Origin of the sequence: Cohnella cellulosilytica, from assembly GCF_042431195.1 — a bacterium.
Lineage (GTDB): Bacteria > Bacillota > Bacilli > Paenibacillales > Paenibacillaceae > Cohnella > Cohnella cellulosilytica.
This window is the reverse complement of record NZ_JBHMDN010000078.1, coordinates 158,693-181,373: the sequence shown is the minus strand read 5'-3', so window position 1 is coordinate 181,373 and position 22,681 is coordinate 158,693. Positions and strand designations below refer to the sequence as shown.

The window sequence follows — 22,681 nt, the reverse complement described above, 5'->3', positions numbered from 1 at the left end:
TATCTGTTTTCGGAAAACGTTTTCTGGATAATAATTTCGACGGAGGGAAGGACAATTCCTGTATGCGATTTTGGCGTCTCTTTAGTTGTTTTTTGCGGCGGGCAGCTTGGCCAGCGCTTCGTCCTGCAGCTTGTCGCGGAACTCCTTGACGGCCGGGACGTCCTTCTGCTCTCCTTTGTCGCCTTTCACGAACAATTGTCCCTTCGACTCTTCGAGGATGGACAGAAGCTCCTTGGCGAATTGGCCCGAGATCGTCTCTCCGTGGGAAGCGGCCATTTGCTCGTATTGGGTTTTCAGCTCGGGAAGAATCGCGAACGTCTCGTAATCGAAATTCGGCGTATTGTTCAGCCCGATGAAATAGAAGCTTAAATAGCGCAGAAAGCTGCTCTCGACCGCTTGGCGTTCCGGAGTGTCGGGGAACGTGACGAGATAGCTTTCGGAGGCGAGCAGCCGGGAAGCCAGCTCATCCCAGGATATGACCAGCGCGGCATCCTTGGCGGAAGGCGTGTCGGACTCTCTTGCCATCAAATCCAGGTACGCCTTCATCGAGATCGACACCTGATCCCCGTACGTCAGCAGTCTGCCGTAGTCCACCACCGGAAAATACATACCTTCCGCGGTCTCCACCTTGTAGCCGCCGGCGATCGCGTTCTCGACGACCGTGCGCGCCTCCTCGTCCTTCAGCCCTGCGATCGCTTGCTCGGTAAGCGGCCAGTCGAGCTCGGACAGCGCCTGTTGGACCTTGGCGTTCTCGAAGCTTTTTTCGGCCTTCGGCAGATCCTGCTCGTAAAATTGCTCAAGCGTCCGAATTAATTCGTCGGCTTGAGCGGGCAGCACCTGGTCCATCGATTTCTTCAGTTCCTCGTACACTTCCGGCGCGGGAGCTCCTGCAAGCGTCAGCTCCCGATAGTGCTTGGCGATCAGCTCGCCCGAATCCTGCGTCGGAGGGAGCGAGGCCGATTCCGTCGGCTCGGGCGCCGTCTCCGAAGGCGTAACCGTCGGCGGCGGGGTGGACGGCGACTCGCCGGGCGCGTTGTTCTTCGCCCCGCATGCGGCAAGCGCCAGGGACAGCACCAGTATGGATGCCGTTGCTTTCAATCGATGATTTTTCGTCATTTGGATAACCTCCCAGTATGGCTTATATGTCTACAGGTTACAACGATGGGAGCAAGCAGGAAGTTGCAGGGAGTTTGTTGGACTTGTAAAATGGGCGGCGGATTGTCGTCCGTTTTTTCAATCTATGTGAATGCTGTTTGTTTTCCATTTTGGTATGATAAAATGAAGAAAATGGGCTTGTGGCTGCTTGAGCCAAAAGGCGCTTACCGGCATTTTTACCCGCTGCTGGGTGTGGTTAAACAATTTGAAGTTGTTTCCTTGCGCCACTCTATTCATTTAGAAGTGCTAGAGAGCCTTTTGGACTGCAGATTCGTTTAGTGCGAACCCCAGGCTCACATGATTTCCCTGGGAGATTCGCCCCCCTTGCTGCACAGGGACTCTCGGGGTTTTCAATCGTTTGGAGAACCGGTTTCAGGAGTCAAAATTGTCGATTCGCACTTTTGCGCCTTAAATCTGTTGCTTGGCAAGGGTTGAACAGGGGCGCTGTCGCTTCCCTTGGGGGAGCGTGGATTGAAACAACTCAGCAGTAACATCACATCTCTACTTGGTCGTCGCTTCCCTTGGGGGAGCGTGGATTGAAACGAAAGGAAGTATCCGCATTTAAAAATCGTTGAGGGTCGCTTCCCTTGGGGGAGCGTGGATTGAAACAGTGACCTCCATCGGCGCATCTGTAAAGTAAACGGTCGCTTCCCGTGGGGGAGCGTGGATTGAAACATCGTAATTAGGAAACAGGATAGGCGGTGGATTGGTCGCTTCCCGTAGGGGAGCGTGGATTGAAACAGTCAGCTATGGGAATGGGCTGTTCGTAGCCGTAGTCGCTTCCCGTAGGAGAGCATGGATTGAAACTTTTTCGCAGGTCGATTTCCTTTGGCCCCATCAAGTCGCTTCCCGTAAGCAAGCACGGATTGAAATTTAAATCGCTCCTTCCAAGATAGAACGGGCAAACCCCGCTTGATGAGAGGCTTGCCCGTCTTTTCTTGTATAACCGTTTTAACCTATCCCCCCGCCAAATATTGCTCTCGCGTTACCCCAGGCTAGCTCTGGCGTACAACCAGAACTGAATATCATACTTCAGCATAGACAGCTCGTCTGCATGAAGCGAGAAATGGCCTTTATCCTCTGCGATTCACCCTGCTCGCGTCGGAAGAGGAAATTGTACTGTGCTTCAATCCTTCCAAGAAAACGGTCAGAACCTCCATCGTTTCGTCCAAAGCTTTCGGCTGTGCGGATTCATTGGCAAGCCAGAGCGCCGTCTCATTCAAACCGCCCGAAACAAAATGGGTCAGAGCATCAAGAGGCAACGTACGGAAACTCCCTTGTTGCTGCATCGTATCCAACTGCGCTCTCAATAAACGCATAGAGTGGTTCTTGTCCATTTCCCGCCAAGTCTCCCAACCCAGAATCGCCGGTCCATCTATCAACAGAATTCGTCTATTGCTTTCTTCAACGGCAGCCATAATAAATGCGCGGCAACCTAAGTAGAGCTGCTGCCACGAATCCTCGCTTGTCGAGGCATCCCCCTCCACCCTTTCGGCAACCTCTCGCTGCACATCTTCCAATACGGCTCGAAATAATTCCTTTTTGCTGCGAAAATGATGGTAAACCGCTCCCCGCGTCAGGTTCGCTTCATGAACGATCGACTCTAATGCCGCATTCGCGTAACCGTGTTCGGTAAAATGAATTCTGGCGATTTCTATCAATTTGCGTATCGTTTCCGTTGTTTCCGCTTTGCTTCTCCTCATGATCAGCAAATTCTCCATTCATCGGACAAATAGGCTTCCAAAATGTATTCATTTTAGAGTGACATGTTTGTGATCCTTCGTCAAATCATTCAGAGGATTGGGTTCTCAGCCGAATGCGTTCATGGAAATCCGGAAATGCTCCACCACGTATCTATCCATGAAGGGCGACAGGAATAGGAAATGCCTTACTTCCAGACCTCTTCGACATATTGGCTGTTGAAGTCGTCTGTCGGGAGAATGATGGAAATAACATCGATCAAGATCCCATTAGGATCGGAAGTCATGAAATGCCGCTGTCCAAAATCCTCGCTTCGGATCTCTAACTGAAGAGGAAGCTTGGCTCCCCGAATAAGACGTTCGTATTCTGCATCCACATCGTCCACTTCAAAATTAAGGATTAGCCCTTTTACTTCTGTCCTATACGCATCGGGGATGGTCGGATGAGTTGAATCGAGAATGGCTAACTCGAACGGGATGTCGTTGCCGGACATTTTCAGGCTTACATACCAGTCTGCCTCGAAAACCTTCTCGAATCCGAAATGCTCCATGTAAAAATCAGCCGTGGCTACAACTTGCTGCGTTAGAATGACGGGATAAAAACTGGATGCTTTCATAACAAAACTCCTCTCAATCGAATAACCTCATTTTACATACATTCAGTATGTATGTAAATAAAAAATGCTATAAAATTGAGATTCTCGTATTTATAACCACATTCAGGACATAAAGGGCGCGGGCAAACATGTAAGATCTTGCTCCCCAGCTTGTGACTCCTCCGACGATGTTGGAGTGAAGATTAAATTATCAACGAAAAACACCGCCTCCTGCCGCCAGTGGTTGATAGCCAATCCCCCGACAAACGAAGCGGTGTTTTCTATTGCACCTTCAATTAATCCAATATCGCTCTGGAAAATAAATCGCGGATCAGTTCATCGTTTTCACACGCTTGTTTGAATCCGGCAGCAAATCGAAGCAGCGCTTCCCTATTCTTGGAATACGCGCAGAACATGTCCGCCTCCGGGTCGAAACGCACAATCCCTTCCAGCTCGGGCAGCTTCTCCTCCAAATAAACGGCAGCCAGCGAACCCCAATCGTAGCCGCTGCCCTCGAAGCCTTCGTCTGCACGCGTATCAAACAGTTCCTGCTTATAGCTTCCGGCATTTAAGATGATCGAGACATTTCCGCTGTCATGCTCGATCCAAATAAACGGCTTGAGCTCATCTTCGAACGAATTCGCCTTGATCCTCCAATTCGGATTCAATAGCCGCCAGCTTATTAATTAGCCTCTCCGCTGCCTCCGCCGTAAGACTTAATACGCCTCCGTCGTTTACAATCTCGCCCTGCCCGATCCGATCGTCCAGCCAGTCCGTAATAAAAGCGGGCGCATATCCGCCTGTGCCGAAGCCTTTTGCAAAGACGATGATCTCCTTATAATCCGCCAAATATTGCTCTCGCGTGACTTCCTGATTAGCTCCGGTATATAACCAAAACTGGACATCGTACATCAGCGCAGACAGCTCGTCCGCATGCAGCGAGAAATGTCCTTTATCCTCTACGATCCGGGTGCAAATATTGCGAATGACCGCTTCAATCTGATTGATTCCTTCTGCCTTCTCGCATAACGACTGCAGCAAGGGAGAGAATTGGGCATTTTTCACCTTATTCAGATCCTCAAGCATGTCCTGCTCAGAAGTGTCGAATGCCTCCTCGTTCACCAGTCCTACAATAAAGGTCGCAAAGCTTGGAGCAAGAAAGGTAATCCGGTAATTGGCCTCCTGATCCACGTGTACGACAGCGGGCTCGCCGTCCCGGCCGCATGCGCGATAATCCAGCATAATCACATCATGCCCTGCAGACGGGCAATCGCATAAGACCACCCCAATGTCCGGGTAGCCCCACTCTTCCTGCATAAACTTACTGCCCAGCTCGCCGCACAGACTGTACATTTTCTCGCGGCCGATCCCCATAATTCCGGTTATGGCTACGTGATCCTCCGCCCAGGAAGTCGGAATGGCCGTCGGGAAACAAGTATTCACCGGAATGCCGCCGTTCTGCTGCTGCATCAACCAAATATAATCCGCCGGAAGCTTATATCCCAGCTCCTCTTCAATAGAAGCAATCGTCTCATCGGTGGGCGGCGCCTCTACATAGCTCTTGTCTGCATAGTCGCTCCGCTCCCAAAACTGACTGAAATCGCGCTCCCGGAAGGGCACTCGTTCCATCTCTTTAATTGCCTCGGCTTGCCTCTCCATAATATCGCGACAGGCTTCCTTAAACTCCTGAACAGCTTCATTGTCAGACCCGAGCTTCTCCGCCTGTTCGAATGCCGCCACAGCCTTTTCCCACTGCTGCAAGAAAAAGTAAGCATACCCGATACGCCATTGCCACACCGGATCCTGTCTTCCCTGCTGTTCGATCGACAACAGCTGCTGCAGCGCTTCGCCGTAACGTCCCAAATTATTAAGCGCACGGCCATAGTGACTTACGATTTCATAGTCCCGCTCCGACTCCGGCAACTGTTCGATCGTTTCGGCAATTTGGTCGTGCTGCCCCTCGTCATACCAGCTTTCCAGCTTGTCCAGCAATTCTTTTGACACTACTCCACTCCCTCTCATCCAAAAAAGCTACACAGGAGCCGGTTGGTTGGTATCCGCCCCTTTTAATCTATTCTAGTTCATCATTTATGATGAGTGAAGGAAGAGCAACTCTCCGACGTTTAATCAAGCAAAATTACCTATTTTTTATTGATCGCGTAAGCAGAAAGTCTATCTCAAATGTTGGAAAATCGCATCTTCTGAACTATACTGAAAATATCCGGTGCGAACCCCAGGCTCACATGGTTTCCCCGGGAGATTCGCACCTCTTGTTGCTCAAGGGATTTTGGGCTTTCAGGGCTTATTTACAACTGGTTTCTCGTCTTAAAAGGAATAACTCGCACTATTGGACGTTGAATCCCTTTCTGTGTAAGGGGTAGCAACGTTTGCTGTCGCTCCCTGTATGGGAGCGGGGATTGAAACACTATAATCATTATACCATATCCCCGCCCCCCTGGTCGCTCCCTGTATGGGAGCGGGGATTGAAACTATATCGGCGCGGGCGTCTCGGCGGGATTGACCGGTCGCTCCCTGTATGGGAGCGGGGATTGAAACATGCATGACGGACTCTTGTCATTTATGATTTACATGTCGCTCCCTGTATGGGAGCGGGGATTGAAACAGACGATAGGCGTTGTAACCCAGTACAAGATACGTCGCTCCCGGTATGGGAGCGGGGATTGAAACCTTGCGTATCTACCGGGAAATTTCCGGTTCCTCCCGTCGCTCCCGGTATGGAAATGTGGATTGAAACCAGGTGCAATCGGAAGGGGATTCGATCGCACCTGGTCACTCCTTGCACGAGAATACGAATTGAACCTTGGCCCTGATTACCCATAAGTGATAGCTCTGTTAATTCCGCAGTTGATCTGATTTTTCTGAGTCTTGTCCGTTCGAAGGTATGTAAAACTCGGATAGCAGCGCCATCACCAGCTTTGCTCCGTCTCGCATCCCCTGCAAATACAAACGCTCGTTTTCCAAAGCCTGCCGAAAATGATGCTTATCCTCCCATTCCGCAAACTCCGGGCTGTCCGCCACATCTGCATTTGAAAATAGAGTCTCGAACGCTCGCTTCTCTTCAATGCGATACTTGTCCATACTCCGATCGAACTGGATTCGGGCCGTTACGCCGTCAAGCCTCTCCTGAATCGCACTTTGAAACCATGACGGCCATTGCATGGCTTTTTCCTCCTCTTGATAAGCGACTATCTCTCACTCTTCTACATCATAACTAATCCAGGATTCTACAGTTAGTCATTTTACTTGGCGAATTATTATGCACATCTACCAGAATCATAAAAATGAAGAAAAGACCCCCAAAAAGAGTCTTTTCTTAAAACCACATATCACATATTTTTTCTCTATTAACCCGCTCTACTAACTATAACATCTCAATTAATTGAACACCTTCAGGTACAGAATTTTTATCAACTGTGAGTTCATAGTGCTTAAAGGATCTGGGCGGTTCGCTGGGGTTAATCAATTTTGCTTCAATCAGATCGAACAATGTTGCCGCCGGAGCATTCCCCAACTCGGATTCATGTTTAAACACATACAGCTTACGTGCTGACATTTTACCCCGAGAGGCGGAACGATCTTGATCAAACATTAGCCTAAGTGATTCGAAGAAGAGATCAAGATCATCCTGAGTAAAACCCGTTTTCTGTGCAAATTTGGCCGACACGAAACCTTCCAATCGATACAAACCATAGGGAACCAAATACTTTCTTCCCATCGTGCGGTTTTCGGAGGCATTTTCTTTCTCCGTAGTGGAGGCCATACGTGTAATGGTCACTTCTTGCTGGAGGATTACATTCTCACTTCTAGAGAAGCAAAGCTGGATCGGCCCCCGTACTTGACCGCATTTAAAATCCCCGGTATCCATAACGGCGCCAAATGCTCTCACGTCGAAAAATCGTCTGCACATATAAGCTTGAGCTGTCAATTTATCGTCCTTATTATCTTTTGTTTTCAGATTATTGGCTTCGTATGCCTCTTTCTGCTTGTTATTTAATACTGCACCCTCACTAACGTAGATATCGAAACCGTCTTCACCCTCTTTAGAGAATTGAACGTAATTACGAACTTTGCGCTTAATGCTTACGTCGCTTACAAGACCATACCCAGTCTGCGGATCGATACGCGGCATATTACCAGCATCTGGATCTCCATTGGGATTACCATTCTCAACATCAAAGTAAAGCACAAATTCATACCTGTTCTTCAATACTTCTCCCATCTTCTTCAGCCTCCTAAAATTATAAATTCTGATAACGTTTCGTTTAAACCTCGACTACCGAATCATTGTCTTCTCTCGATTGTTCCTTATTCTTCCCTTTATAGAAGTCCTGTTCTTGATGGAAAAATCCGACTAAAAACTGGCCCTGTCCCTCGGCATTTAACGTCTTAGGAAATCCGCTCGTTGGAATTTCTCCAAGCACCTCCAAGAGTAAGTTGTAAAGGTAGATGTACCTTCCCTTATGATTTTTGTTTATTTTCGAAAGATGAGGTTGAGAATTGGCCAGCAGCGTTGGAAAAACCTGTTGTGGACTTGCCAATGCAGCATTCAAATACTTGTCTACGATAGAAGCGTTCACCTTTTCCAAAGCCTCTAACTGCGCCTTATTCAAGATTGCTAACAACCTGCCTAACCGGTATGGAATGGCTTTCTCATTTGGATCTAACACTTCGCCCACCCTTTCTTCCCGCTTCATTTGCGACGCCGATCGGTTGAGGTAGCCCTTGATCACACCGATTCGAATTCGATTGATTGCTTTACCGGCATTAGCCGATGCTTCTGCTCTTATTCTTCCGAGCATAGCCATGTAGAGACTATTGGGATACGGAGTTCCTGTCATCACACTACGAATAAGAGATGATTGATGCGGTGGAGGAATATTCTTACTTTCTCTGCGAAGAGCCGTCTCCAGTAATATCTGCGAGAATGAGGGATGTTCAGGTTCCCAAGGTGCTCCTTTTGCATAAATATCAGACTGGTGTCTCCGTATCTTTTCCAAGAATTCTTCAAATGTGTTGATATAGAAATAACGAATTACAGCTCTAGTCTTGTTAGAGGAAAGCCCTACCACAAAAAATCTAACATTGGCATTAAGTTCTAACTGTTCTGGAGAAGTGCCGTTGTAAATATGATCCACTACTCCAGACAGTTTTCGTCTTGAAAACTCGTCCAACTTCCAATTACCCGCTTCTCCATTAAGCATCGAACCGATAACTTGCTCTTCCAATTCCGCTTTCTTTTCTGCCCAAAACAATATTTTTTCATCATGGATGTTGAGACTATGATTTTTATCGTTAATAAGCAGATTTAGTGCCGTAACATACTTAAAAGCAGCAGACTCCGATATAGGAGCATTCTCTCCCTGCTCTTTGCGATATGAGACAAAGCTATCCTTATTGAATCCAACAAGCGTAGGCTTATCTTGGCCGAATCCGTCCAAATTGCCATGTATACGCGCTATCCGGCCTACTTCCCCTGTCACAAGACACTGGCCTATGCCCGCTTCCTCGGAACGGCTATTCAAATAATTCGTCCAAGCTTCCCGTATCGCAGGTCTCTCATGAACGTAGTTCCACATATCGTTTTCCAATTGAAAAACGATATTTCCCCCATCTTCTAAGCCTGCGGTGTCTATGTTTCCATAGTCCAAAGATCCCTTTTTTCGCTTGGAGAAAAATGAAAGAATGGCTGATGCCCCTTCATCCTCTACTCCACTTAGGACCTCTTCATGCAGATTCCTGCTCGCCTCAAACCTGTAATTCGCTCCGTCCGAATCACCATAGATTCCAAATAAGAAGTTAGCGTTCTCACACAGAAAAGCCGGTTCAGGCCGTTTACCCGATCTCTTGGGCTGCTGTGGTGTGAGTAGTCGCTGCGGAACAGCTTTAACTTTTTTCACATTCTTTTTTTCGAAATATTCTTGAAATTGAATGCGATCCAGGACTTGTACGATATTTCCTTCGCTGTCCAATACAATACATTTGGATACTGGAGTAATGGCAAAACCGAAAGGCGCGATACTTTCCGGCTGTTCTTCCATCATGCGATCGTAAAATCCGCATAATGCTTGCAAAATCATACGCTCACCTCACTAGGGACATCTATTATGCCGTTTTTCATCCGCGCATGGAAGAAACGAGGACTAAACGAATACAAAGTTCTGTTCTTCACCTCTTTTTGTTCATATTCAATGTCCCACAGCATCCAACTGAGATCATAGTCATCGTCATTGGCATAGTAGCTGATCGGCCGTTCCTCTTCCGCTTCTACAAGCCTAAATTTGGCAGCGAACTCCCTGCACCCCAAATAGGGGTTATGGAAACACTGGCCTTGTCTGGCCCTCCGCAAGAACATGTTATAGAATTTCTCCGGGGTATCGCTCTCTCCCGCCTTCTCGGGAAGGATGACAAAATGTGCATCGATAATGTAAGCCACGTTGCGAAGTATAAGCGAAGCACGTTGCTGCCGATCTTCGGTAACATATTGGTGCAAGTCAATTTTAGAGCCCGTCATGGCAGCCGTAACATTCCTTGGTGGGATTTTAGAGCCTACCTCGTTACGACGAATCGATTCAAATTCAATTCGATTAAGGACTGTAATACGATCAACAACCCATTGAATAGCTGGTCGCCAAAATATAGCCTCTAGCACACCGCGAGCTGCCGATGGCGTAATCACGTCATAGCTTACCCGCTCCGCTTTCATCTCAGGTCTTGAAAACAAGGCATAGTCTCCACTCACATGCAGCGACACACCGTATCCCATTGAATTAACCCTCCTCTTCTACATAGACTTTCAAGCCTAATCTATCAATGTATAAATCGGTAATATTCCCTTCGAAGCCTCCTTCCGAATCCTTCAAGTAGTAGATAACACCGCGAATTATTCCCAATCTTTCTTTTTTGCGTAAGTATTCTAATTCTTGCGAGTATAAAGAAATTGTGTAACGCTGCAATTTACGGTTGAAGCTAGCGGGAAACCGGGACGCATTGGCCTGTTGAAGTAACTCTCGGCAAGCTGCGTTGTGAGGAATCACAACGGAAACAGTATCTTCTTTAATAAATTGATACTGCTCGGCAATCTCACGGAACTGAAACGAATACTCATCCGCAGCACCATTCAGATTACGCAAGACCCCATGCTTGTCCAATTGACTCTTTTCCTGAAAATAAAATCGCTGAAAATATTCTTCCACCGCTTCTGGAGTTAAAGGATCAACATGGCGACTTAGAATAAATTTGGCCAACTTGGCTCTTCCTGAATACCACATATAAGGTGACGATGGGTAATCGGCTGATTCGAAAAGAAACAGGGTTCCTTTTTCAAGCAACCCCTCACGATTGCAGCGTCCGGCTGCTTGGGCGATGCTCTCTATTCCGGTCATTTCCCGCATAACGACAGGAAAGTCGATGTCTACTCCCGCTTCAACAATAGTTGTAGCGATGACATAACACGGATCTTCTTTTGCCTTTGATTTAATCTCTTGCAACATCTCTATTCGATTCTCTGCAGTCATTAAAGCACTTAAATGATAGACATCGAGCTTCTGGATTTGCTTTGACTTTGTAAGAAGGCTATATAAATGTTGTGCCTGTTTCCTAGTGTTGACGATACACAAAACTCGATTCCCATTGGAAATAATTAACTCGGTTAATTCTAGATTTGTTTTCCTGCCAACGAAGGTAGTATTGACTCTCTTCAGTTCCGAATACAGTTGGCCTGGTTCTTCAATAATTTCGATAGGCTGCATCCCATCCAACCAGGAATCTTGAAAAGCAGGTTGAGTCGCCGTACAAAACAAAACCGTAACTCCATAATCAGCAACTAAGCTGCGAAGCACAGCCAAAGTCGGCAGCAAAAGATGCTCTGGCAAAGCCTGTGCTTCGTCCAAGATAATGACACTGTTCGCTAACCGATGTAGCTTGCGAGCACGCGAAGGTTTAGAGGCAAACAGACTCTCGAATAACTGAACGTTGGTGGTAACAATTAGACCAGCATCAAAATTCTCGCTGTCGAGCAAGCGGGGGTCCAACTCATCTTCATTTCCTGGCTCTATAACGATATTACTGTGATACTCCAAAACCGTATTCAAGTTATCTTTACCTAGCGCATCTTGATATACTCCAACCGTTTGTTCTATCAAGCTCGTGAAAGGTAGTGCGACTATTACTCTCCTTACACAATTTTCAATGGTGTTGTGATGCCTGGCATGCTCCAAAGCGAAGGCTAAAGAACTGTAGGTTTTTCCGCTTCCAGTAGGCGCACGCAGCACATAGAAGCCTTTTGGACCGAGAGCTTTTCGCAGACAACTCTGCAGCACTCTTCTTCGAGCTCGAGCCATTACCGAATCAGATGATGAAGATAAAAGTTTATCCAGCTTCTTTTGGTACAACACGCTTAACTGTTCTAACGGCATAAAACTTTGTCTCGCAGCTGCTTTCTCCGGACGTAAAAAACGTTCAGTATCCAAGTAATCAGCATCAACAAGGGCAGAGTACAGCATGCGTATCCATAAAGATCGCGACATTCCTCTATTTATCGTAGGTACTCGTTTAGGAATTTCATGCTCCATTAGCTCAGGAAAAATTGGAGGTATATTATCGATAATCTTAAATTTGTTTTTGGATAATACATCATATAGGCCGGAATGGCCCCCACGTGAGATATGATCAGGTAGCCCTCCATGATGCCCATAAATGGCATATGCCAAGATAAGACCGTATGGATGCGGATAATGCTGATAAACTGCAAGAGTTCCCATTGTTTTATGGTCTACCTTGCGTTTTGAGCCTTCGAGTCTACGCTGGAAGTCAAGTAAGTTCTTCCCGTAATCGTGCACATAACCAAGAATTTCTCCAAGTATTTCACACTTAAAACAGCCAGCAAACTTCCCTGCTAAATTTGCAGTACCTTCCCAATGTGGATCGAGTCCGTGCCATTGTTCTTTGGGGAGTATTTTTTTCGTTAGTGGGTCGCGTTTGGAGTGGGCGTATTTCATTGCAGACACTTCCTTTGTTATCAGGATGTCTGTTGATCTGGGGTGTGGAAAGTAGATTGACTTTATATAGATTCATAGTATTTGTATAGAAAATTTTGTTAATACAAGCTTACCTCATTAATCATTCAGTAGTCAACAACTCATTTCCATTTAAGTATCTGAAATCCAATTAAGGGATACTCGTGTTGTTATCTTTCTTTGTCTATGATTAAATAGTAGTGTTGACGAAAGCCCTCCCCCCCTACGGGAGCGTGGATTGAAACCTGGTTGTCGCTGGCGCTGCGGCTTGGCGAACGAGTCGCTCCCTGTACGGGAGCGTGGATTGAAACATAGTATTTGTGTAGTTTACGCATTGGGGGCCCTGGCCCCCCTAATATTCTTAGATCATACCTAAGATGTCTTAAGAAGTTAGACGCCGAATTTGGTGCGAATTTCAGACACACACGATTTTCCTGGGGCTTCGCACCGCCTGCTGCACAAGAGCTCTCGGGTTTTTATGAAATTTTCGAGCCAGCTTTTCCGTCTCAAAAATGTCAATTCGCACTTTTGAGCTCCAAATCCTTTGTCCAGCATGGGTTTTAGGAGGCGCTATCGCTCCCTGTACGGGAGCGTGGATTGAAACAGGTATTCCATGCGGTGAACGATTGTTTCCTGATGTCGCTCCCTGTACGGGAGCGTGGATTGAAACTGCTCGTCCAGCTTGCTGATGTGGATCCGGGCCGTCGCTCCCTGTACGGGAGCGTGGATTGAAACATCTCAGGTTGCCAGAACCCTTGCCCAAAGTTCTGAGTCGATTTCTTTACGAAAACGAAATCGCCCACTACATAAGCACGACCCAAAGCAAAGAGCGACCCTCAAGAGTATTTCACTCTAGGGCCACTCTTCATAACTCCACCTAATTGCCTCATCGTAAAACCCGTTGATATAAGCCTCATTCAGCAGCGTGTCGTATTCATCTATGAGTATAATGACTTCCTGTCCGTGATAAGCATGAAGCAAGCGCGATAGCAGCTCCAGACTCCCCCCGTACTCCGCTTCATCCGCAGTCCTGTTCAGGATTTTAGTGATTACATAGTTATCGTAGCTGGACAGGGTGCCCTTTTCATACAAGTACGAATGCCGTTCTATTTCTGTAGCCAACAGTGTACAGATTCTGGAATAGTTGTTTTGCCACGTGTTCATCTTTAAGCTTTTCATCGTTAAAACAATTACCGGGTACTTGCCCTGTTCCTTCTGGTATCGCTCTCCTTGCTGCCATATCTCCAGATCCTGAAAAAATGCGGCATGATCCTCTTCCGTTTTCTCGAAAAGTAACGCAGCATGGACAAGTTCAGTGTTTTTCCGAACCTTCGCGGACGTGCGATCAGATTCACTTCTGCTCCGTCATCGAGGATGTCCTTAATAAGCATCGACTTATCTACATAGTACAAGTTGCGCTCATGAACGGCTTTAAAATCATCCACCCCGATCGGCATCCGTTTCACCTTACACACCGCCTCTTTTTTCATTACAACCAGTATACCCCAAGCCATATCGCATACCAATAATGGGATTAATTGTTCGAGTAAGATGTATACCTTGCCTTTTAAGTATTGGAGAATAGTGCCCTCTGATCTATACTGAAAATATCTGGTGCGAACCCCAGGCTCACATGATTTCCTCGGGAGATTCGCACCGCTTGTGGCATAAGGGATTTCAGATTTTCATGAAAACTTTATGCTGATTTTGCACCGCCTGCGTAACAACTCGCACTTTCGGGCTTCAAATCCCTTGTCCCACAAGGGCTCAGACTGCTCGCTGTCGTTCCCCGTACGGGGACGTGGATTGAAACATATCCGCTGCAGCTAAGTCAAGGCCCTTTGGCGTCGTTCCCCGTACGGGGACGTGGATTGAAACTGGCGGATCGTCGAAGTAGATGGCGATTTTAGCCGGTCGTTCCCCGTACGGGGACGTGGATTGAAACCACATCCCACGGAATCGAAAACGGAAACTTCGTTGTCGTTCCCCGTACGGGGACGTGGATTGAAACATCGAATCGGTAACTGCTGTCACCGTGTCAGCATGTCGTTCCCCGTACGGGGACGTGGATTGAAACCATCCAATCCGACGACGAGAAATGTTTTCCTATTGTCGTTCCCCGTACGGGGACGTGGATTGAAACTGCGTGCTGTCGCTGTCGTGAGCGACGATGGCAGGTCGTTCCCCGTACGGGGACGTGGATTGAAACTTATTCAAGTACGACAACAGGCCACCCGTGGTCGTCGTTCCCCGTACGGGGACGTGGATTGAAACAAGCATCCTCATGCCAATATCCACGACCTCGTACGTCGTTCCCCGTACGGGGACGTGGATTGAAACCTTTTCTGTCCACGGATAAAAGTAACTATTCTTGTCGTTCCCCGTACGGGGACGTGGATTGAAACCGCATCGGGTGCGACGCATGGTATCTGGATTAGGTCGTTCCCCGTACGGGGACGTGGATTGAAACTACGGCAATGCAATTCAAACCGATAAATTCGGGAGTCGTTCCCCGTACGGGGACGTGGATTGAAACTACAGCTCCGGCCACGCTGAAAATAACCGCCGATGGTCGTTCCCCGTACGGGGACGTGGATTGAAACATGAAACCAGCGGTCGCCGTGCAGCGTACCGTAGTCGTTCCCCGTACGGGGACGTGGATTGAAACTCCGTACTTTTTATCCATGATCAGTTCTCCATATGTCGTTCCCCGTACGGGGACGTGGATTGAAACGCGCTGTCCTGGGCGATGTACGTATCGCGCTTCCGTCGTTCCCCGTACTGGAACGTGGATTGAAACGGTCGATTTAATTCGACATAATATTACAAAATTAATCGTTCCCCGTACGGGGACGTGGATTGAAACTCTCCTCCGTTGCGATATGCCATATATGCAGTCGTCGTCCCCCGTACGGGGACGTTGATTGAAACGGTTACCCCCAATACGCGCCGAATGCGCGATTGTCGTTCCCCGTACGGGAACGTGGATTGAAACAGCATCATCGAGAACATCCGTTGGCAAGAATTGTTCGCCTACAATTGCATCATCAGCTTACTCGGGATTTTGTCCAGACGAATTGAACCGCTCAAAACCCATCTCCTCAATGCTTCTACATACCAAAGTTTATTAACCTATCTTGCTTGGAAAAGCTTATAGTAATGCCACCCGAATAAGGTTACTGCACTGGATTCTTAGAAATTGTGAGGTGAAACGAAATGTTCGATACAATCGACCGAAAAAAACAATTGCTTGATGCCAAAAGACCTTATCCTACCCATACATTAAAAACTATCCGCGAGCACTTGATCGTTAACTGGACCTACAACTCCAATGCCATAGAAGGCAATACGCTAACCCTGTCCGAAACTAAAGTTGTTTTAGAGGGCATTACAATTGGCGGCAAAACGATAGCCGAACACCTTGAAGCGCTCAATCACAGAGAAGCTATTTTATATGTTGAAGAAATCGTGAAGCAAAACCATCCACTGACAGAATGGCAGATTAAAAGCATCCATAGTCTGATCCTGAAAGGAATTCTCGACGATCAAGCTGGAGTCTATCGTTCGCAAAATGTTCTAATCAGCGGCGCCAAACACGTGCCTCCCGACTATAGTCAGGTTCCTGAATTCATGGCACGTTTTATACAATGGCTTGTAAAAGAGGGTGCCAACATGCACCCAGTTGCCAGAGCCGCAGTTATTCATAGCGAGTTCGTAAAAATCCATCCTTTTGTCGATGGCGATGGACGAACTGCCCGACTTTTGCTTAACTTCGAGCTCATGAAAAACGGATATCCTCCAATTGTCATTGAAAAAGAACACCGGCTTGCCTACTACTCGGCTTTGGATGAAACACACCTAACTGGAGATTTTTCGAAGTTTATAAACTTTGTGATACCAATTGTCGATCAAACATTCGATTGGTACTTAAATTTGCTGTAAAATATAAAGTGCGAACCCTAGGCTCACATGATTTCCCTGGGGGTTTCGCACCACTTGCTACATAAGGGCTTCGAGGTTTTAGATCATTTTTGAACCTCGTTTCCCACCTTAAAAATGCCTTATTCGCACTTTAGAGCCCAAAATCCCTTACCCAGCAAGGGATGAAAAGGCTCGCTGTCGCTCCCCGTACGGGAGCGTGGATTGAAACCGGAAACCATTTTTACGTATAACGCATTAAAACGGTCGCTCCCCGTACGGGAGCGTGGATTGAAACTTGGTAGCGATCACTACTCGGCGTACTATATATGTCGCTCCCCGTACGGGAGCGTGGATTGAAACGCGAAGTTCTCCGATCACGGTAATGTGATCGTGGGTCGCTCCCCGTACGGGAGCGTGGATTGAAACACCAAAATGGCGGCAATCACGCAGCGTATTCCGGTGTCGCTCCCCGTACGGGAGCGTGGATTGAAACGGCATATTGTTTTACCCTCCCCTAACATTTAATGTCGCTCCCCGTACGGGAGCGTGGATTGAAACTAGGTATAACACATAAGTTAGGATAACCCTCATAGTCGCTCCCCGTACGGGAGCGTGGATTGAAACAAGACGGGACAGCTTTTTCGACTGAATGAAGTCGTCGCTCCCCATACGGGAGCGTGGATTGAAACGGATCGTCTTGTCCAATCCCTGCACCGCCGCATGTCGCTCCCCATACGGGAGCGTGGATTGAAACATTATTTCCCGAATCCGGAAAAGGACCAGAACGAGGTCGCTCCCCATACGGGAGCGTGGATTGAAACCTATTCCGAGTACGCAAACGTAAACTGACATGGGGTCGCTCCCCATACGGGAGCGTGGATTGAAACGCCGATCACCATTGAGGCTACTGTCATGAGCCGGTCGCTCCCCATACGGGAGCGTGGATTGAAACCGGAAGCGTTACGGCAAACTCGCAATGATCATCGGTCGCTCCCCATACGGGAGCGTGGATTGAAACTCCAGACCAGAAACGAGGTAACTGCTATTTTGAGTCGCTCCCCATACGGGAGCGTGGATTGAAACATGGCCACGGTAAAGGCGTCCGTGATCTCACCGGGTCGCTCCCCATACGGGAGCGTGGATTGAAACTGCAGCAAGCTCGCGTCGATGGCGCGAGCTATTGTCGCTCCCCATACGGGAGCGTGGATTGAAACAGCATCGGGAAATCTCTTCCGGAGACGATGGCATGTCGCTCCCCATACGGGAGCGTGGATTGAAACAGCGATTGCGTAATGCGATCGCCGCCCGGAATCGGGTCGCTCCCCATACGGGAGCGTGGATTGAAACGTATTGCAGCGCATAAATGTCGCCTACGGCGGACGTCGCTCCCCATACGGGAGCGTGGATTGAAACTTCGTGTTTTCTCCTGCCATGTTTTACGCCGTCGTCGCTCCCCATACGGGAGCGTGGATTGAAACCGAATTCGCAGGCGTTTGGGAATTTGGTTCCTCCAGGTCGCTCCCCATACGGGAGCGTGGATTGAAACTGCCGCTTGCAATCCATGCAGGAATGAAAGCGCGAGTCGCTCCCCATACGGGAGCGTGGATTGAAACCGCGTTGATGCTGCCCCGAACGGATCTCGGGCAGGTCGCTCCCCATACGGGAGCGTGGATTGAAACTCCGAAATGCCTCGCGATATGAGCCGTAACCAGGTCGCTCCCCATACGGGAGCGTGGATTGAAACTGATTGATATGGATCATCGCTACACGTTTACTCGTGTCGCTCCCCATACGGGAGCGTGGATTGAAACCGACCGTCACGTTCTGGTTATCTTTATCGGGACGTCGCTCCCCATACGGGAGCGTGGATTGAAACGTCTGTACGGCCTTGGCGCGTGGGCAGAGCACAATGTCGCTCCCCATACGGGAGCGTGGATTGAAACTTGAACTCGCCCAGCCCCCGTTTTTGCTTGAAGGTCGCTCCCCGTACAGGAACGTGGATTGAAACACGTTCAATGGCCACCTTGTGAAGCCCTTCTTCGTCGCTCCCCCTAAGTGAAAGTTACCGCCGGGAATCCGCCGCCATCCGGCCGTTACGCCGATGGACCCGCCTCGACCAGCCATCGCCGCACTCCAGTTACCCCAATGAACCGTCCGCCCTTTGCCGCCCGCCCCACTCTCCCCAAACCTACCGCGCCCCATGAGCGATTGTCCGCGAACGTCCAAACAAGACAAATTGGGACAACCGCAAAGACGAATCCGCATGTTGTTTATCCGGCGTGGGGAGATACAATTAACGGTATCAACCCCAAAACGGAGGAATAACAGATGAGCCATACGACAGTTGCCGTCATCGGCTGCGGCACCATTGCCAGCAGCGCGCATATCCGAGCGTATGCCGGCAACCCCGACGCAAGAATCAAATACTTCTGCGACATCGTGAAGGAGAAAGCCGAGAAGGCGGCGGCCGAGTACGGCAGCGGCGAAGCGATTGAAGATTATCGCATCATTCTGAACGATCCCGAGGTGGAAGCCGTCTCGATTTGCACGCCGAATCATCTTCATGCCTCCATCTCAATCGAATGCATGCGTGCGGGCAAACACGTGCTGTGCGAGAAGCCTGCCGCGAGGACCTATGCCGAAGCGCTGGAAATGCAGAAGGTTCAGCACGAGACCGGCCGGACGCTGAACATCGGCGTCGTCAACCGCTTTAACGCGAGCGTCAACCGGATCAAGGAACTGATCGAAAACGGCGAGCTCGGCGAGCTTTACCACGTTTACGTCAGCTTCCGCGCCCAACGCTCCATCCCGGGACTCGGCGGCGCTTTTACGACCAAGGCCATCGCGGGCGGCGGCGCTCTGATCGATTGGGGCGTTCATTTTCTCGATATCGTCATGTACTGCGCGGGCGATCCGAAGCCGCTTACAGTGTCGGGACAAACCTACTGCAAGCTGGGCAAGGATATCCCGAACTACACTTATCTGAATATGTGGGCCGGACCGCCGAAAAATTCGGGCACCTACGATGTGGACGACTTTGTGACGGGCATGATCCGCACCGAGGGTCCGTCTATTTCCCTGAATGGCGCCTGGGCGCAAAATATCGGCGTGGACGAGATGTTCATCGACTTTCTGGGGGATAAAGCGGGCATTCGCCTCCAGTACGGAGCCGATTTCAAGCTCTACGGCGCCCGAGACGGCATGCTGCTGGAAACGAGCGTGAAAGTCCCGGCCGACGATATGTTCCAGAACGAAATCAATCGTTTCCTGGAATGCATCCGCACAGGCGAGAAGCTGCCCTCTCACATCGATACTGTGATCCTCTCTTCCCAGATCATTCAAGCAATCTACGATTCTTCCGACAAGCGCGCGGAAATCACACTCTCTTAGAGCGGAGGCCGAAACCTGTGAAAAAAATCGGTTTTATCGACTATTACCTGGACGAATGGCATGCAAACACCTATCCGGAATGGATTCGCCAGGCGACCTCCGGCGACATGCAGGTTTGTTACGCATACGGCAAAGCGGACGCCCCTCACGGCATTGACAATGCAAGCTGGTCTCGGCAGCAGGGCGTCGAGCTGCTGGACTCGATAGCCGACGTGGTCGCCGCGAGCGATTATCTGGTCGTTCTGTCCCCCGATCATCCCGAGCATCACATGGAGCTTGCGATGCCGGCGCTGCAATCGGGCAAACCGACCTATGTGGACAAGACGTTCGCTCCGGACCGCCGAACCGCCCAGTTGCTCTTCGAAACGGCCGAGCGGCACGGTACACCGTTATTTTCCTCCTCGGCCTTGCGTTTCGCCAAAGAGTACGCCTCCGTCAACCGTCAGGGGCTAAAGCGGATTTGCAGCTTCGGACCCGGCGCATACAGCAATTATGCCGTCCACCAGATCGAACCGATCGTGGCGTTGATGGGCGTCGAGGCGGAAAAGGTGATGTACATCGGCAGCGAGAACGGTGCGGAGCTGCTGATCGGCTACACGGGCGGCAGGCAGGCGGAAATTCACCATTACCGCAACAGCCCGTTCGCCATGACGCTGAGCTACGAAGCCGAGGACTGCGTTTCGCTGCAGGCGGAATCGGATTTCTTCTCCGAACTGATCAAGAACATGGTACAATTTTTTCAAACCGGCAAGCCGCCGTTCGATTATCGGGAGACGATCGCAATCATGTCGATCATCGAGTGCGGCCTGCAAGCGGCGCGGACACCCTATCAATGGGTGGAGCTGCCGCGGGGTTAATTCGTATAAGACGTGGGCGTGATCAGATGAAAACGGGGCGCGGCGCGGGGAAGCATTTTCATTTCGATAACGTGTTCGCCAAGGGAGAGCCGCGATTCGGCGGGATCGACCTGTTCCAGATTGGTGAGATTTGGTGCGAATGCGGCTACGAGGTCCCTGCGCACAGACAGACTTGCCTTGAGCTGAGCTATATCGTATCCGGGAGCGGCTTCTTCACGGTCGACAACGAGCGCATCTCCGTCGAAGAAGGGGATATTTTCTTTAATGCGCCCGAGCATATGCATGCCATCGCCACATCTCTGACCAGCACGCTGCGTTACGTCTATATGGGATTCGCGTTCAACGAGGAGGCCGATGAGCGCTTTGCCGACATCCGGTCCTTCTTGCTGTCCGCCCCTTATTATCATGCCAAAGGAGCCCATGCGCTCATGGCCCCTTTTTCCCGCAATATCGACGAGTTTTTCATGCGCAGACCGCATTCCGAGCTGCTGATCCGCAATTATATCGAAGAGATTATCATTCTTTCGTGCCGCGCCTTCGCCAACGACCGCGAGCGTTCGCCCGCTTATCATCCCCGTCAGACCGCCCATGCCGTCGGCTTCGCCGTTTATTCGGTCATGCGCTACATCGACAATCATCTTATGGAGCTCGGCAGCATCAAGTCGATCGCAGAGGACTTGGGCTACAGCTACACGTATCTGTCGCATGCGTTCAAGAACAAGACCGGGATGACCCTGCAGCGTTACATCAACCACAAGAAGGTGGAAAAAGCGCTCGAGCTTATTAACCGTGGGGGAATGTCGATCAAGGAAATCGCCGAAAGGCTCCAATATGAAACGCTGCAGTCGTTCAGCAAAGCGTTTTCGCGCATTATGGAGCATCCGCCCTCCTACTATGCCGCTTTGCGGTCGCAGGATTCTACGGATGACGAGTAATCGGAACACATTTCTTTGAAAATGAGGCAAGGGCCGATCAGACCGCTCGGCTCGAACATTGTTTCCTGCAGAACGTGCCCGAGAAGGCAGACCGCAGCTCCGGCGCGCTCATATCAATCAAATAAAATCATTAAAAACTATCCGCGAGCACTTGATCGTTAATTGAACCTACAACTCCAATGCCATTGAGGGCAATACGCTAACACTGTCCGAAACTAAAGTTGTTTTGGAGGGAAATCATGAAGCAAAACCATCCTTTGACAGAATGTCAGATTTAAAGCAGCATCCATAGTCTGATCCTGAAAGGAATTCTCGACGATCAAGCCGGAGTCTATCACACGCCAAATGTTCTAATCAGCGGCTTCAAACATGTGCCTCCCGACTATAGTCAGATCCCTGAATTAATGATACTTTTTATACAATGGCTTGTAAAAGAGGGTGCCAACTTGCATCCAATTGCAAGAGCCGCGGTCATTCATAGCGAATTCGTAAAAATCCATCCTTTTGTCGATGACAATGGACGAACTGCCCGGCTTTTGCTTAACTTCGAGCTCATGAAAACGGATATCCTCCAATTGTCATTGAAAAAGAACACCGGCTTACCTACTACTCGGCTTTGAATTAAACGCACCTAACAGAGGATTTTTCGAGGTTTATAGATTTCGTGACACCAATTGTCGATGGAAATTTCGATTGGTACTTAAATTTGCTGTAAGGTATCAAGTGCGAACCCCAGGCTCACATGATTTCCCCGGGGGTTTCGCACCGCTTACTACGTAAGGTTTTCGAGGTTTTTGATCATTTTAGGACTTCGTTTTCCACCTCAAAAATGCCTAATTCGCACTTTAGAGCCCCAAATCCCTTATCCAGCAAGGGATGAAAAGGCTCGCTGTCTCTCCCGATACGGGAGTGTGGATTGAAACGTGTCGTACGCTCGCCACTAATAAGTGACGGGCGGTCTCTCCCGATACGGGAGTGTGGATTGAAACATCGAATCGGTAACTGCTGTCACCGTGTCAGCATGTCTCTCCCGATACGGGAGTGTGGATTGAAACAAATTGACCTCCGACACCTGGCCGTAAAATGCCGTCT

General features: G+C 49.2%; 16 protein-coding genes, 1 pseudogene and 5 CRISPR repeat arrays (1 of these 22 only partly in view). Of the genes and pseudogenes, 6 read left to right on the top strand and 11 right to left on the bottom strand.

The genetic code is table 11. The features are described 5' to 3' along the window. Positions 1-81: 81 nt before the first annotated feature. The gene (locus ACFFT4_RS33050; RefSeq protein WP_378053741.1) at positions 82-1,116 is read right to left on the bottom strand and encodes a hypothetical protein; all 1,035 of its coding nucleotides are present in this window, start codon (positions 1,114-1,116) and stop codon (positions 82-84) included. A gap of 45 nt (positions 1,117-1,161) precedes the next feature. Here ACFFT4_RS33050 and ACFFT4_RS33045 point away from each other — a divergent pair, with 45 nt between their 5' ends. Further along, a complete protein-coding gene (locus ACFFT4_RS33045) occupies positions 1,162-1,434 on the top strand; it encodes a hypothetical protein (protein WP_378053739.1) in 273 nt (90 codons plus the stop codon). A gap of 167 nt (positions 1,435-1,601) precedes the next feature. After that, positions 1,602-1,962: direct repeats of the CRISPR family, unit length 32 nt; unit sequence GTCGCTTCCCTTGGGGGAGCGTGGATTGAAAC. 266 nt (positions 1,963-2,228) lie between these two features. Here the strand turns inward: ACFFT4_RS33045 and ACFFT4_RS33040 are convergent. The 10 genes and pseudogenes from ACFFT4_RS33040 to ACFFT4_RS32995 all read right to left on the bottom strand — a co-directional run bounded on the left by ACFFT4_RS33040 (position 2,229) and on the right by ACFFT4_RS32995 (position 13,943). Continuing rightward, positions 2,229-2,858, bottom strand: coding sequence for a TetR/AcrR family transcriptional regulator (locus ACFFT4_RS33040; RefSeq protein ID WP_378053737.1), 630 nt, complete (start codon positions 2,856-2,858; stop codon positions 2,229-2,231). 185 nt (positions 2,859-3,043) lie between these two features. Then, positions 3,044-3,472, bottom strand: a complete 429-nt coding sequence (locus ACFFT4_RS33035) for a VOC family protein (protein WP_378053735.1) — start codon at positions 3,470-3,472, stop codon at positions 3,044-3,046. A gap of 275 nt (positions 3,473-3,747) precedes the next feature. After that, positions 3,748-4,119, bottom strand: coding sequence for an immunity 51 family protein (locus tag ACFFT4_RS33030; protein ID WP_378053733.1), 372 nt, complete (start codon positions 4,117-4,119; stop codon positions 3,748-3,750). After that, positions 4,076-5,455 carry an SMI1/KNR4 family protein gene (locus ACFFT4_RS33025; RefSeq protein WP_378053731.1) on the bottom strand — a complete coding sequence of 460 codons (1,380 nt, stop codon included), beginning with the start codon at positions 5,453-5,455 and terminating at the stop codon, positions 4,076-4,078. The genes ACFFT4_RS33030 and ACFFT4_RS33025 overlap by 44 nt, the downstream gene beginning before the upstream one ends. A 388-nt stretch (positions 5,456-5,843) precedes the next feature. After that, a CRISPR array of direct repeats spans positions 5,844-6,206; the repeat unit is 32 nt; unit sequence GTCGCTCCCTGTATGGGAGCGGGGATTGAAAC. Between the two features lie 98 nt (positions 6,207-6,304). Next, positions 6,305-6,631 (bottom strand): hypothetical protein, encoded by a 327-nt coding sequence (locus ACFFT4_RS33020; protein ID WP_378053729.1) that lies wholly within the window; start codon positions 6,629-6,631, stop codon positions 6,305-6,307. A gap of 202 nt (positions 6,632-6,833) precedes the next feature. After that, positions 6,834-7,691 (bottom strand): type I-C CRISPR-associated protein Cas7/Csd2, encoded by an 858-nt coding sequence (gene cas7c, locus ACFFT4_RS33015; protein ID WP_378053727.1) that lies wholly within the window; start codon positions 7,689-7,691, stop codon positions 6,834-6,836. 43 nt (positions 7,692-7,734) lie between these two features. Further along, complete coding sequence (cas8c, locus tag ACFFT4_RS33010) at positions 7,735-9,549, bottom strand: type I-C CRISPR-associated protein Cas8c/Csd1 (RefSeq protein ID WP_378053725.1); 1,815 nt, start codon at positions 9,547-9,549, stop codon at positions 7,735-7,737. Continuing rightward, complete coding sequence (gene cas5c, locus ACFFT4_RS33005) at positions 9,546-10,235, bottom strand: type I-C CRISPR-associated protein Cas5c (RefSeq protein ID WP_378053723.1); 690 nt, start codon at positions 10,233-10,235, stop codon at positions 9,546-9,548. Before cas5c ends, cas8c begins: the two co-directional genes overlap by 4 nt. A gap of 4 nt (positions 10,236-10,239) precedes the next feature. Next, on the bottom strand, positions 10,240-12,468 hold the full coding sequence (cas3, locus tag ACFFT4_RS33000; RefSeq protein ID WP_378053721.1) for a CRISPR-associated helicase Cas3': 2,229 nt from the start codon (positions 12,466-12,468) through the stop codon (positions 10,240-10,242). An 870-nt stretch (positions 12,469-13,338) separates the two neighbouring features. After that, a pseudogene (locus tag ACFFT4_RS32995) lies at positions 13,339-13,943 on the bottom strand (AAA family ATPase). Between the two features lie 323 nt (positions 13,944-14,266). Beyond that, positions 14,267-15,481: direct repeats of the CRISPR family, unit length 32 nt; unit sequence GTCGTTCCCCGTACGGGAACGTGGATTGAAAC. Positions 15,482-15,702: 221 nt separating this feature from the next. Between ACFFT4_RS32995 and ACFFT4_RS32985 the strand changes: the two are divergent. From ACFFT4_RS32985 to ACFFT4_RS32965, 5 genes are all read left to right on the top strand, one after another. Next, on the top strand, positions 15,703-16,428 hold the full coding sequence (locus ACFFT4_RS32985; protein WP_378053719.1) for a Fic family protein: 726 nt from the start codon (positions 15,703-15,705) through the stop codon (positions 16,426-16,428). 175 nt (positions 16,429-16,603) lie between these two features. Next, a CRISPR array of direct repeats spans positions 16,604-18,415; the repeat unit is 32 nt; unit sequence GTCGCTCCCCATACGGGAGCGTGGATTGAAAC. Positions 18,416-18,735: 320 nt separating this feature from the next. Further along, positions 18,736-19,797: a Gfo/Idh/MocA family protein gene (locus tag ACFFT4_RS32980; protein WP_378053717.1), complete on the top strand. Its 1,062-nt coding sequence runs from the start codon at positions 18,736-18,738 to the stop codon at positions 19,795-19,797. Between the two features lie 17 nt (positions 19,798-19,814). Beyond that, positions 19,815-20,654: a Gfo/Idh/MocA family protein gene (locus ACFFT4_RS32975; protein WP_378053715.1), complete on the top strand. Its 840-nt coding sequence runs from the start codon at positions 19,815-19,817 to the stop codon at positions 20,652-20,654. A 26-nt stretch (positions 20,655-20,680) separates the two neighbouring features. After that, positions 20,681-21,589, top strand: a complete 909-nt coding sequence (locus tag ACFFT4_RS32970) for a helix-turn-helix domain-containing protein (protein WP_378053713.1) — start codon at positions 20,681-20,683, stop codon at positions 21,587-21,589. 284 nt (positions 21,590-21,873) lie between these two features. After that, entirely contained in the window at positions 21,874-22,209 is a 336-nt protein-coding gene (locus tag ACFFT4_RS32965; protein ID WP_378053812.1) for a Fic family protein, read from the top strand. Between the two features lie 271 nt (positions 22,210-22,480). Beyond that, positions 22,481-22,681: a CRISPR direct-repeat array (repeat unit 32 nt; unit sequence GTCTCTCCCGATACGGGAGTGTGGATTGAAAC) (it continues 292 nt past the right edge of the window).